Raw genomic sequence first — 13032 nt, 5'->3', positions numbered from 1 at the left:
CGGACGCGGTGTCCTCCAGTACACAATCTGTACTGCACCGCCACACATTCGTGCTGGTCGCGGCGGTCCGACCGGCCTAGGATCCGATCATGGGCCCGCCCTACCACCAGTTCTGTCCCGTCGCGAAGGCGATGGAACTGTTCGACGAGAGGTGGACGCTGCTCGTGGTGCGCGAACTCGTGCTCGGCAGCGAACGGTTCAACGATCTCCGGCGCGGCCTGCCCCGCATGTCGCCGACGCTGCTGTCGAAGCGGTTGCACCAGCTCACGGCGGCGGGAATCGTGCGGCGTCTCGAGGACGGAAACGACGTCCGGTACGTGCTCACCCCGGCGGGACGCGATCTCGAGACCGTCGTCGACGCACTCGGTGCGTGGGGCACGCGGTGGACCGGGAAACTCGGTGACGTCGACCTCGATCCGCGACTGCTGATGTGGGACATGCACCGGCACGTCGACCATGCGGCCCTGCCGGAATCCCGGGTGGTCGTGGAGTTCGCCTTCCCGACGGTCACCCACGCGTCGCGCCGGTGGTGGATGGTCATCACGCCGCACGACGTCGACGTGTGTGACGAGGACTCGGGCTTCGAGGTCTCGATCCGGGTGACGACGGGACTGCGGGAGCTGACCGAGATCTGGCGTGGCGAAGCGACCTGGCCGGACGCATTGCGCTCGGGCGCCGTGGTCGTCGACGGTCCGAGCGCCCTGCGCCGGTCGCTGCCGCGCTGGTTCGACTCCCCTCTGGCCTCACCGGTCGGGCACGCCGCCCGGTGAGGCGCGGAGGGATCTATCCGTTCGCGGCGGGACGGGACGGGCGTTTCGGCGGCTCGCAGCACCCGACGGCGCACAGGCTCCCGTTGCACGCGGCCCCGAGCAGCGGTTCGGTGCCGCAGCGACGGGCGGTGATCCCGTCCCGCTGTTCCTCGACGAGTTCGCGGACGAGTTGCGCGAAGCGCGGGTCGGTACCGGCCGTCGCCGCACGAGAGAAGCCCATGCCCAGCTCAGCGGCCCGGTCGCGAGCCTCGGTGTCGAGATCCCACACGACCTCGAGATGATCGGAGACGAACCCGACCGGCACGACCACGACGGCGCGGACTCCCCGTTCGTGCAGGGCGTCGATGTGGTCGACGATGTCGGGTTCGAGCCACGGCACCTGTGGCGGACCGGACCGCGACTGCCACACCAGGTCGTAGTCGTCCTCGCCGAGCGCCTCGGCCACCAACCGCGCCGCTTCGGCCACCTGCCGGCTGTAGAGATGCCCACCCTCCTCCGGCGGACCACCGGTCGCGTCGAAGGAGTTCGGAACGGAGTGCGCGGTGAACACCACGCGCGCGGAATCGCGCACGTCGTCGGCGAGTTCGACGCGGGCGGCGCGCACGGCGTCGGTGACGGCGTCGAGGAACAGCGGGTGGTCGTAGAAGTGCCGCAGCTTCGTCAACTGCGGGGCGTTCTCGACGGCGTCCCGTGCCCGCGCGATGTCCTCGTGGTACTGCCGGCATCCCGAGTAGCCGCCCCAGGCGGAGGTCGCGAACACCAGGGCGTTGCGGATCCCGTCGTCGCGCATCCGCGCGACGGTGTCCTCGACCATGGGATGCCAGTTGCGGTTGCCGAAATAGATCGGCAGATCGATACCGTGCGCGTCGAACTCGGCGCGGACGGCGTCGATGATCGCCCGGTTCAGGGCGTTGATCGGCGAGACACCCCCGAAGTGCAGATAGTGCTGCGCAACCTCGTCGAGTCGTTCCGGTGGGATCCCCCGTCCGCGGGTGACGTTCTCGAGGAACGGCCGCACGTCGTCGGGTCCTTCCGGTCCGCCGAACGACAGCAGCATCAGCGCGTCGTACGCCCCGGGAGTGTTCGTCATGAAAGTGCCTTCCGTCGTACGGTCAGCTGCCGAAGCCGACCTGGGAATGGAAACCACCGTCGACGTAGACGATGGATCCCGTTGTCCCGGGTAGCCAGTCGGACAGCACCGCACACACGGTCTTCGCCACAGGCGTCGGGTCGTCGACGTCCCAGCCGATCGGGGACGCGGCCGACCAGCCCTCGTTCAAGCGGTTCATCTCCGCTCCCGGGCCGGTCGCGTCGCCCGCGATGGCCTTGGCCGCGAGCGTCTTGATCGGGCCGGCGGCGACGAGGTTCGAACGGATGCCGCGCGGGCCGACCTCCTTGGCCACGTAGCGGTTCACCGACTCGAGCGTCGCCTTGGAGACACCCATCCAGTTGTAGAACGGCACGGCCCGGGACGGGTCGAAGTCCATTCCGACGATCGAACCGCCCTCGTTCATGACGGGCAGGACGGCCTTGGCGAGCGCGCCGTAGGAGTAGGCCGACACCTCGAGCGCCACCGCGACGTCGGTCCACGGCGCGTCGAGGAACGGGCTGCCCAGGCAGGACCGGGGTGCGAAACCGATGGAGTGGACGACACCGTCGATCCCCTCCGGTGCGAGTTCGCGGATCTTGTCGGCGAGACCGTCGAGATCATCCTGGTTCTGCACGTCGAGGCTGATGGCCGGCGGCACCGGCTGCGGGAGACGCTGCGCGATCCGGTCGATCAACCGGAGTCGCTCGAAGCCGGTGATGATCACCTTCGCGCCCTGTTCCTGCGCGGCCTTCGCGGTGTGGAAGGCGATCGAGGCATCGGTGATGATGCCGGTGACGAGAATGGTCTTGCCCTCGAGCAGTCCGCCCATGAGTGTGTCGGTCCTCCAGTGAGATTCGGATGTGGTCGCGAGACCGTCAGTGGCCCATGCCCATGCCGCCGTCGACCGGGATGACGGCGCCGGAGACGTAGGCGGAGTCGTCGGAGGCCAGGAAGCTGACGACGGCTGCGACGTCCTCGGGCTTGCCGAGTCGCTGCAGCGGGATGAACTTCTTCGCGGTGTCGCGCAGGTCGTCGGACAGATCCGCAGTCATGTCGGTCTCGATGAAACCGGGAGCGACGACGTTGGCGGTGATCGATCGCGAACCGAGTTCGCGGGTGACGGAGCGGGCGAGACCGATGACACCGGCCTTCGAGGACGCGTAGTTGATCTGACCGGCCTGACCGGCGAGGCCGACCACGGAGCCGAGGAAGATCATGCGGCCCCAGCGGGCACGGAGCATCGCGCGGTTGGCGCGCTTGGCGCACCGGAAGGCGCCGGTGAGGTTCGCGTCGATCACCGAGCTGAACTGGTCCTCGGTCATGCGCATCAGCAGGGTGTCGTCGGTGATGCCCGCATTCGCGACGAGCACCTCGACGGGTCCCTGATGCTCCTCGACCTCCTTGAACGCGGCGTCGACCGAGTCTGCGTCGGTGACGTCGCACCGTACACCGAACAGGCCGTCGGGCGCGCCCGAACCGCGGTGGGTCACGGCGACCTTGTGGCCGTCGGCCTGCAGGCGACGGGCGACGGCGAGGCCGATCCCGCGGTTTCCACCGGTGACGAGGACGGATCGGGGGGTGACACCCGCGCGCGTGGACGCTGCGGCACTATCTGCGTCAGTCATGCATTCCAACCTATCTGGTGGCCTGTCCGGGACGGAAAACGCTCCGTGAGCGTGCACAAGGTGGATCAGGGCAGCCGTTGGCGCAACACCATCGCCGCGCCGAGCCCCGCGATCACCGAGAGCGCTCCGAGCATGAGCCACGGACGACTGGCGTCGCCGCGGGTCGTCTCGAAGCCGATCTGCTCCTCGAGCGTGTTGTAGGCGTCCTCGAGTTCCTCGAGGCTCGCCGCCGTGAAGAAGCTCCCACCCGAGAGATTGGCGATCTCCTTGAGCGACGGGTCGTCGACGGGCACGGGGATCCGATCGTCCTCGATGGTGACGGTGCCCGTCTGCGTGCCGAACGAGATGGTCGAGACCGGGATTCCCTTCTCCGCCGCCTGTCGCGCCGCGGTGAACCCCCCGCGAGGATCGTCGGGACTCTCGGGGACGGTCTGCTTGCCGTCGGACAAGAGCACGATCCGCGCGGGCGGCGCCTGGTCGCTACCGCCGAGCACGGCGGCGAGCGTGTCGATCGACTGCATCGCCGTGAAGATCGCCTCGCCGGTCGCGGTGCGCTCGCTGAGCTGCAGGTTGTCGATCGCGGACTTGCTCGCCTCCCGGTTGGTGGTCGGCGAGACCAGGACCGAGGCGGTACCCGAGAACGCGACGAGACCGAGGTTGATGCCGGGTGTCAGGTCGTCGGCGAACTGCTTGGCCGCCTCCTGAGCGGCGGCGAGTCGCGTGGGTGCGACGTCCGTGGCCTCCATCGACAACGACACGTCGATGACGAGCACGACCGTGGCCCGGTTGCGCGGCACCCGCTGTTCGGCGGTCGGGCCGGCGAGCGCCACGGTGAGGAAGACGAGGCCGACGAGCAACAGTGCGACGGGAATGTGCCGAGCGCGTCCCGGGCGGGCGGGCGCGACCTTCTCGAGCAGCTCGAGATTGGTGAAGCGCAGCGTGTTCGTCTGGCGCCGGCGCTGGACCAGCACGTACGCACCGCCGAGGGCGGCGACGACGAACAGCAGCAGCAACCACCACGGTGAAGTGAAACCGGACAGGCTCATCGTCCCCCCTGCCGTGCGGGTGCGCCGAAGCTGTGCCGCCGGGCCGCGACGAACCGCACGACGTCGCCGATCCAGTCGCGGTCGGTACGCAGCGTCAGCACGGGTGCACCGGAACTGCGCAGTGCCTGGTGCACGGCCGCGCGATGCTCCGCGGCCGCCTGCGCGTAGTCGGCCCGCAGTTCGGGAGTGGTCGTGAATTCGCGGGTGCGGCCCGTCTCCGGGTCGTGCAGCACCACGTCGCCCAGATCGGGCAGTTCGAGGTCGCGGCGATCGATGATCTCGACGGCGAGCAGTTCGTGCCGGCCGGACAGCGCCCGCAGGGAGCGCTCCCAGTCGAGCGGACCCAGAAAATCGCTCACCACGACGGCCAGACCGCGGCGGCGCTGGGGGCGTCGCAGCGACTCGACGAGGCCTTGGAGATCGCCGCGGGTCCCGTCGGGTGCATGCGGGGTGGTCGCGACGGTACGCAGCAACGACTGGGCGTGCAGCCGCCCACCACGCGCGGGGACGCGGACGGTCTCGTTGCCGGTGGAGATCACCGCACCGATCCGATTCCCGCCACCGGTGGTCAGATGCGCGAGCGCGGCCACCGCTGCGATCGCCAGGTCGCGCTTCTCGCACATACCGGTACCGAAGTCCAGGCTGGCCGACAGGTCGACCGCGAGCCACGTCTCGAGTTCCCGGTCGGCGACGGTCTGCCGCACGTGCGGGTGCGTCGTGCGCGCAGTGACCGACCAGTCCATCTGCCGCACGTCGTCGCCCGGCTGGTACTCGCGGGCGTCCCCCGGTTCGGAACCCGGGCCCGGGATCAGACCGAGGTGGTCGCCGTGCAGGACGCCGTCGAGACGGCGCCGCACGGTGAGCTCGAGGGTGCGGAGCGCGGCGGTGAGCGCGGGATCGCGCAGTTCACCGGACCGGAACCGCGGTGGCGACCCGTCGTGAGGACGTGTGCTCACCGCGCGCCCGCACCTCCCTGCGGACCGGGTGCACCGACGGGCGCCTGCTGACCGGCAACGGTCCGCGGATCGGCGGGCGCCGGGCCGGGGGTCGCGGTCGGCACGGGTGCGTTCGCCTGGGGCGCGACCTGCGGAAGACCCACCGTCTGCAGGATGCGGGTGATGATCTGGTCCGGGGAGACGTCGTCCGCGAGCGCGTCGTAGGACAGCACCAGGCGATGGCGGAGCACATCGGGGATGACGTCGACGATGTCCTGCGGTACCACGTAGTCGCGACCGCGCACGAGCGCCAGGGCACGCGCCGAGGAGATGATGCCGAGCGTCGCGCGGGGCGAGGCGCCGTAGGCGATCCAGCCCTGCACATCGTGCAGGCCGAGTTCGGCGGGCCGACGCGTCGCGAAGATGACCCGCACCACGTAGTCGACGAGCGCGTGGTGCACGAACACACGTCCGGCGATCTTCTGCAGGCGCAGGAGCTGCTCGTTGTCGAGCACCTGCTTCGGTTCGGGAGCGGCGACACCCATTCGGTAGACGATCTCGCGTTCTTCCTCCACCGTCGGGTAGTCGACAAGGACCTTGAACAGGAAGCGGTCGCGCTGTGCTTCCGGGAGCGGGTAGACGCCCTCGTTCTCGATGGGGTTCTGCGTCGCCATCACGAGGAACGGCTCGGGCATCGGGAAGGTCCTGCCACCGATGGTGACGTGGCGTTCGGCCATCACCTCGAGCAGCGCCGATTGCACCTTCGCCGGGGCGCGGTTGATCTCGTCGGCGAGCACGAAGTTCGCGACGACCGGTCCGAGTTCGGTGTCGAACTCCTCGCGTCCCTGCCGATAGATGCGGGTACCGACGAGGTCGGTCGGCACGAGGTCGGGAGTGAACTGCACGCGGGAGAACGACCCACCGACGACCTTCGCGAAGGTCTCGACGGCCAGCGTCTTCGCGACACCGGGAACGCCTTCGAGCAGCACGTGCCCGCGCGCGAGCACACCGACCAGCATCCGCTCGACCAGCAGGTCCTGGCCGACGATCACGCGCTTGACCTCGTAGATGGCCCGTTCGAGGAGACGGACGTCGTCGGCCGGGTCGTACGCCTTCGCAGGAGCGTCGCCGGGTTTCCGCATGTTCGCGCCGGCTGCCGGCTGGGTGTTCGTACCGGCCGCCTGCTGAGTGTTCGCACCGGTCCCCTGCGGAGCCGGCTGAGCGTTCGCGCCGGACCCCTGCGGAGCAGGACCGTTCGCGCCGGCCGCCTTCGGCGCCGGCGCGGCACCCGCCGCAGCCTGGTTGTTCTTGCGTCCGTCGTTACCGCCCTGGTCGCCCGGCGTTGCCGAACCGGACGTCCCACCCTCGCGTGAGGTCACCAACAATCCACCGCTTTCGCCTACGTCGCTCCGCTGGAAACACCTGCTGCACCACTATTGCAGGTGCCGGCTCGGTGTGTCGTCGCCCCTGCACCGACCGGGAGACGGCACCCGGAAACGACCGGATGGCACCCGTCCTCGGTGGTACGAGGGCCGCGGCAAACCTCGCCCTCACGACACCATGCGCACCACGTACGGTGTCATGCCGCCCCAGCGTACCGGCGAGATCTTCACGAACGATCCCGACTGCGGCGCCTCGAGCATCTGCCCGTCGCCGAGATACAGCGCGACGTGCTGGCTGGCGTTGGGCCCGTAGAAGATCATGTCGCCCCGTCTCATCTGCGACGACGGAACCTGGGTACCGGCCGTGTACTGGTAGCCGGTGTAGTGCGGGAGCGAGATGCCGATGCCCGCGAACGCGTAGATCATCAGTCCGGAGCAGTCGAAGCCGACCTTGGCGTAGTCGCCGTGGACATCCGCGACGCCGCCGTCGCGGATACCGCGGGTCGGGCCGTTCTCGTTGCCACCACCCCACGCGTACGGGACGCCGATCTGGGACATCGCGCGGTCGATGACGATCTCCACCGCGGCGGGACCGGTGACGGACGGACGCGACGGGGTGCTGGGCGTCGAATTCGGTGTGGAGGGGCGGGAACCCGATCCCCCGGTCCCCGAACCAGGGGTCTCCACGACGGGGTCGCCCGGATCCGGGTTCTCCCAGTCGATCCCACCGTCGCTGCCGCTGTCCTCGTCGTCGTCCTCGTCGGGGATCGTGCCGCTGTCGGTGTCATCCGGGACGGTTCCACCATCGGTGTCGTCCGGGACGGTTCCGCTGTCCGTGTCCTCGAGGACGTCGTCCAGGACGCTTCCACGGTCGCCGTAGTCCGGAACGGTGACGTCGTCGGTGTAATCCGGTGCAGCCGTGTCGGTGCCACTCGTATCGGTGCCACTCGTAGCGGTGTCACTGCCCTCCGGCACTCCGGATTCGGTGGTGACCTCGCCCGGTGCGGCGACGTCGCTCTCGCGGGTCGACGGAGACTCCTCGATCAGTGTGTGGGGGCGACGGCCGTTGGCCAGTTCCGACGCACGTTCCCGGGCTGCGGCGTCGGCGGCGACACGCTCGGCTGCCTCGGCTGCCGCGACCCGTGCCGCCTCGGCGGCCGCCGCGGCAGCTGCTTCCTCGGCTGCGCGGCGACGCTCCCAGTCCTGGTACTGCGCGCGTTGCCCTTCCAGGCCCGCAACGTTCACGCGGGCCCGGTCGAGTTCGCTCTGCGCGTTCGCACGTTCCTGCTCGATGCGCGACTTCTCGGCAGCCTGCCGACCGAGTTCCGCTCGCGCGACGGCGATCGCGGCCTCGGCCTCGGCCCTGCGCTGCTCGGCGGCTTCCGCCGCCGCGTCGGCCTCGAGCTTGGCCGCGCGTGCCCGCGAGTGGGAGTTGGCCTCCTGGGCCCGGGCGCGCTGGAGCGCATCGAGCACCGCGGTGCGCCCGGCGGACAGCAACCGCATGACCTGGGCGCGGTCGAGCAGATCGTCGGGACCGTCGACGTCGAGGAAGGCCGCGAGGGAGACCGAGTTGGCGCCACGGGTGTAGCTGTCCCGGACGAACGCGTCGAAATTCTTCTGGGCAGCGGCGATCCGGTCGGCGGCGTCGTCGAGTGCGCGGCGGGAATCCACGACCACCCGTTCGGCGAGATCCGCCGCGTCGCGCGCGCTCTGGAGATCGACGAGGGCGCGGTTGACGTCCTCGCGGCGGATGGCGACCTGCGCGTCGAGCTCGGCGAGCTGCTGATCCGCGTCGGCGATCCGGACGATCAGCTGCCCGACCCGGTCGATGTTGGCCGCGACGGCCGCACCTGCGCGGTCGATCTCGGCGTCTGAGGGGTTCGGCGGCGGGGGCGGTGCGGCGGACGCCGTCGTGGTCACGGTGAGGAGCACGGCTGTGACCAACCCCAAACCGGCGAGGAGCGTGCCGGTGCGCGTCCGCGGGGTGCGACCGGGCGTCGGACCGTCGGGTCGACGGCCTGCAGTGAGCGTCGTGGCGGTGCCGTCCGGCCCCGACCGTCGCGGAATCCCTCCGTGGATACCGAACCGTCTCACGTGCATCTCCCTCGGTCGCACCTGGTGGCCGAGACATCCGGCCGGACGACCCGAGGAAGGCAGGCAGCATCCGCTCGCCGTGGGTGCCCCACGGCTCACACGCTGCAGTCGTACACCGGCTGCGGACAGCGCCCCCACGAGCCGGGTTGTGACACACCTTCCCCAAGAGCGTCATGAGAACCGTACGACACCTCAGGGGTATGTCGCATGACAGTCACGAAGATCGGCCGGAAGAACTCCGAAAGAACACGGAGCGGGCACCGAGGAACACCGTGAGGACAACGAACGATCTTCCCTGCCGGATTCCGTCACGATCGAGGCGCCGAAGGCTCGTATTCCCTCTCCGGGGTGACGGGAAAGAGACCTCAGAGGTCCTTGGGCGATGACGGTCCGTTACCTCCGGCAACGGTCGCGTCACCGTCCGCGCGGCGGCGTTTGGCGAGATAGGTCGCGCCCGCCGCGAGGGCGACCACCGCGACGATCAGCAACGTCATCAGCGTCCATGGCGGCGACGGCTCGAGCACCGAATCCACGAAGTTGCGTGTGGAGACCACCGGATCGCCGGTGTAGGTGCGATCCTGGGCGGCCTCGAGAGTGACGCGGTCGAGATCCTCGCTGAACGTCCCGACCCATCCCGGGCTGAGGACCAGCACCGTTCCGCCGTCCTCGGCGCCGACCTCCGTCGCGAGGTCGCGCAGCTGCGAATCCATACGGGGGTCCCGGTCGAGCACGACCACGCTGAGGTCGATCCCGTTCTCCTGCGCGCGCTGCACCTCGGCGACGAGGTCGTCGACGTACTGCGAGGGCGCCGCCACCTGGTCGTCGGCGAGATCGGCGAGCACTTTTTCGACCGAGACCCCGGTAGGAAGATCCGTGAGCGCAGGGCCCGGTATGCGAAGCAGTGGCGCAGACATCTCTCTCCGGTGGTGCAGGGTCGGAAGCCGGGCGATACGGCGATCCGGCCGCGCGGAGACGACACGAAGCGCCACACCCGTGCGGCAAGGGAGAACACTACGCGATCGCGCGACGGCGCCTCGAAGCACTCGTCGCGAGCAGGACCGATGCCGGCGGGACGCCTCGTCGACACGACGGACCCGACTTCGGTTCAATACAGGACAAGCGTACTGTTAGAATCGAGTGCGAGACGCCACGACTACTGCATCCGGGCCACGGGCCGCGAGCGGACGTCGTGTGCCTCGCTTCAGCCGTCGACACAGCCCCGTCGGCGGCCAGCCGAAACGACGAGTGGAGCTGACGTGAGCACCAGTAGTGATTCGTTCGGCGCCAAGGGTTCGCTGCAGGTCGGAGACAACTCCTACGAGATCTTCCGCCTGTCGGCCGTCCCCGGCACCGAGAAACTTCCTTACTCTTTGAAGGTCCTGGCCGAGAACCTGCTGCGCACCGAGGACGGTGCCAACATCACGGCCGATCACATCCGGGCCATCGCCAACTGGGATCCCTCCGCCGACCCGAGCATCGAGATCCAGTTCACGCCCGCCCGCGTGATCATGCAGGACTTCACGGGCGTCCCCTGTGTCGTCGACCTCGCCACCATGCGTGAGGCCGTGACCACCCTGGGCGGCGACCCGAACAAGGTCAACCCCCTCTCCCCCGCCGACATGGTCATCGACCACTCGGTGATCCTCGACTACTTCGGTCGCGCCGACGCCCTCGAGCGCAACGTCGACCTCGAGTACGAGCGCAACGGCGAGCGCTACCAGTTCCTGCGCTGGGGCCAGGGCGCCTTCGACGACTTCCGCGTCGTCCCCCCGGGCATGGGTATCGTCCACCAGGTCAACATCGAGTACCTCGCCCCGACCGTCATGGTCCGCAACGGGCAGGCCTACCCCGACACCTGCGTCGGCACCGACTCGCACACGACGATGGTCAACGGCCTCGGCGTGCTCGGCTGGGGCGTCGGCGGCATCGAGGCCGAGGCCGCGATGCTCGGCCAGCCGGTCTCCATGCTCATCCCGCGCGTGGTCGGCTTCAAGCTCACCGGTGAGATCCAGCCCGGCGTGACCGCGACCGACGTCGTGCTCACCGTCACCGACATGCTGCGCAAGCACGGCGTCGTCGGCAAGTTCGTCGAGTTCTACGGCGCCGGCGTGGCCGAGGTCCCCCTCGCCAACCGCGCGACCCTCGGCAACATGAGCCCCGAGTTCGGTTCGACCGCAGCGATCTTCCCGATCGACGGCGAGACCATCAACTACCTGCGCCTGACCGGCCGCAGCGACGAGCAGCTCGCTCTCGTCGAGGCGTACGCCAAGGAGCAGGGCCTGTGGCACGATCCGAGCCGCGAGCCCGAGTTCTCCGAGTACCTCGAGCTCGACCTGTCGACGGTCGTCCCGTCGATCGCCGGCCCGAAGCGCCCGCAGGACCGCATCCTGCTGTCCGAGTCGAAGGTCGCCTTCCGCAAGGACATCCACAACTACGTGGAGGAGAACCTCCCGGCCGAGCACACCAAGCTCGACGAGGCCGTCGAGGAGACCTTCCCGGCGTCCGACCCGGCCGTGCTGTCCTTCGCTGACGACGGTGCCGTCGACGTCCACTCGGCTGCCAACGGCGCCCACGGACGTCCGTCGAAGCCGGTCAAGGTCGTCTCCGAGGAGCGCGGCGAGTTCGTCCTCGACCACGGCGCCGTCGTGGTCGCGGGCATCACCTCCTGCACCAACACCTCCAACCCGTCGGTCATGCTCGGCGCCGCGCTGCTCGCCCGCAACGCGGTCGAGAAGGGCCTGGCCACCAAGCCGTGGGTCAAGACCAACATGGCTCCGGGTTCGCAGGTCGTCAACGACTACTACGAGAAGGCCGGCCTGTGGCCGTACCTCGAGAAGCTCGGCTTCTACCTCGGTGGCTTCGGTTGCACCACCTGCATCGGTAACACCGGCCCGCTGCCCGAGGAGATCTCGAAGGCCGTCAACGACAACGACCTCTCGGTCACCGCGGTGCTCTCCGGCAACCGCAACTTCGAGGGTCGTATCTCCCCCGACGTGAAGATGAACTACCTGGCCTCGCCGCCGCTGGTCATCGCGTACGCGCTCGCGGGCACGATGGACTTCGACTTCGAGACCGACGCGCTGGGCAAGGACAAGGACGGCAACGACGTCTTCCTGAAGGACATCTGGCCTTCCGCCCAGGAGATCGACGACACCATCAAGTCGGCGATCAACCAGGACATGTTCCGCAAGTCCTACGCCGACGTCTTCAAGGGCGACGAGCGCTGGCAGAACCTCGAGACCCCCGAGGGCGACACCTTCGCGTGGGACGAGGATTCGACGTACGTCCGCAAGGCTCCGTACTTCGAGGGCATGACGATGGAGCCGGACGCGGTCAGCGACATCAAGGGCGCTCGCGTCCTCGCGCTGCTCGGCGATTCGGTCACCACCGACCACATCAGCCCGGCCGGTCCGATCAAGCCGGGTACCCCGGCCGCGCAGTACCTCGACGCCCACGGTGTCGAGCGCAAGGACTACAACTCGCTCGGCTCGCGTCGTGGCAACCACGAGGTCATGGTCCGCGGCACCTTCGCGAACATCCGTCTGCAGAACCAGCTGCTCGACGGTGTCTCCGGTGGTTACACCCGCGACTTCACCCAGGACGGTGCTCCGCAGGCGTTCATCTACGACGCCTCGCAGAACTACCAGGAGGCCGGCATCCCGCTGGTCGTCCTCGGTGGCAAGGAGTACGGTTCGGGCTCCTCGCGTGACTGGGCCGCCAAGGGCACCCGCCTGCTCGGCGTCAAGGCCGTCATCACCGAGTCCTTCGAGCGCATCCACCGCTCGAACCTCATCGGCATGGGTGTCATCCCGCTGCAGTTCCCGGCGGGCGAGTCGGCCGCGTCGCTGGGCCTGACCGGCACCGAGGTCTTCGACATCGAGGGCATCGAGAAGCTCAACGAGGGCGTCACGCCGAAGACCGTCAAGGTCACGGCGACCAAGGACAACGGCGAGAAGGTCACCTTCGACGCTGTCGTCCGCATCGACACCCCCGGTGAGGCCGACTACTACCGCAACGGCGGCATCCTGCAGTACGTGCTGCGGAACATGATCCGCGGCTGAGAGCAGTGCTCGTGACCCGATCGGTCACA

10 protein-coding genes are annotated in these 13032 nt (G+C 68.9%); 2 read left to right on the top strand and 8 right to left on the bottom strand.

The window, feature by feature from the left end; translation table 11 throughout:
• Positions 1–89 precede the first annotated feature (89 nt).
• Positions 90–770, top strand: a complete 681-nt coding sequence (locus ACPCXD_RS18480) for a winged helix-turn-helix transcriptional regulator (RefSeq protein WP_160875052.1) — start codon at positions 90–92, stop codon at positions 768–770.
• Positions 771–783: 13 nt separating this feature from the next.
• Here the strand turns inward: ACPCXD_RS18480 and ACPCXD_RS18475 are convergent, their stop codons facing one another.
• The 8 genes from ACPCXD_RS18475 to ACPCXD_RS18440 all read right to left on the bottom strand — a co-directional run bounded on the left by ACPCXD_RS18475 (position 784) and on the right by ACPCXD_RS18440 (position 9856).
• A complete protein-coding gene (locus ACPCXD_RS18475) occupies positions 784–1860 on the bottom strand; it encodes a ferrochelatase (RefSeq protein ID WP_160875050.1) in 1077 nt (358 codons plus the stop codon).
• A 22-nt stretch (positions 1861–1882) separates the two neighbouring features.
• Entirely contained in the window at positions 1883–2689 is an 807-nt protein-coding gene (gene inhA, locus ACPCXD_RS18470) for an NADH-dependent enoyl-ACP reductase InhA (protein ID WP_160875048.1), read from the bottom strand.
• 46 nt (positions 2690–2735) lie between these two features.
• Positions 2736–3485, bottom strand: coding sequence for a 3-oxoacyl-ACP reductase FabG1 (gene fabG1 / locus ACPCXD_RS18465; protein WP_016694070.1), 750 nt, complete (start codon positions 3483–3485; stop codon positions 2736–2738).
• Positions 3486–3550: 65 nt separating this feature from the next.
• The gene (locus ACPCXD_RS18460) at positions 3551–4531 is read right to left on the bottom strand and encodes a VWA domain-containing protein (protein WP_006551517.1); all 981 of its coding nucleotides are present in this window, start codon (positions 4529–4531) and stop codon (positions 3551–3553) included.
• On the bottom strand, positions 4528–5487 hold the full coding sequence (locus ACPCXD_RS18455; protein WP_120282469.1) for a DUF58 domain-containing protein: 960 nt from the start codon (positions 5485–5487) through the stop codon (positions 4528–4530). The genes ACPCXD_RS18460 and ACPCXD_RS18455 overlap by 4 nt, the downstream gene beginning before the upstream one ends.
• The gene (locus ACPCXD_RS18450) at positions 5484–6845 is read right to left on the bottom strand and encodes an AAA family ATPase (protein WP_423660690.1); all 1362 of its coding nucleotides are present in this window, start codon (positions 6843–6845) and stop codon (positions 5484–5486) included. The genes ACPCXD_RS18455 and ACPCXD_RS18450 overlap by 4 nt, the downstream gene beginning before the upstream one ends.
• Before the next feature lie 171 nt (positions 6846–7016).
• The gene (locus ACPCXD_RS18445) at positions 7017–8948 is read right to left on the bottom strand and encodes an NlpC/P60 family protein (protein ID WP_423660688.1); all 1932 of its coding nucleotides are present in this window, start codon (positions 8946–8948) and stop codon (positions 7017–7019) included.
• A gap of 359 nt (positions 8949–9307) precedes the next feature.
• Complete coding sequence (locus ACPCXD_RS18440; protein WP_202399684.1) at positions 9308–9856, bottom strand: Rv1476 family membrane protein; 549 nt, start codon at positions 9854–9856, stop codon at positions 9308–9310.
• A gap of 342 nt (positions 9857–10198) precedes the next feature.
• Here ACPCXD_RS18440 and acnA point away from each other — a divergent pair, with 342 nt between their 5' ends.
• Positions 10199–13003, top strand: a complete 2805-nt coding sequence (gene acnA / locus ACPCXD_RS18435; RefSeq protein WP_423660686.1) for an aconitate hydratase AcnA — start codon at positions 10199–10201, stop codon at positions 13001–13003.
• Positions 13004–13032 lie beyond the last annotated feature (29 nt).

This window comes from Rhodococcus sp. AB351 (assembly GCF_049538275.1).
In the GTDB taxonomy this organism is placed as follows: Bacteria; Actinomycetota; Actinomycetes; order Mycobacteriales; family Mycobacteriaceae; genus Rhodococcus.
Note: the sequence above shows the minus strand (reverse complement) of the source record. Positions and strands in the feature narration are given on the sequence as shown.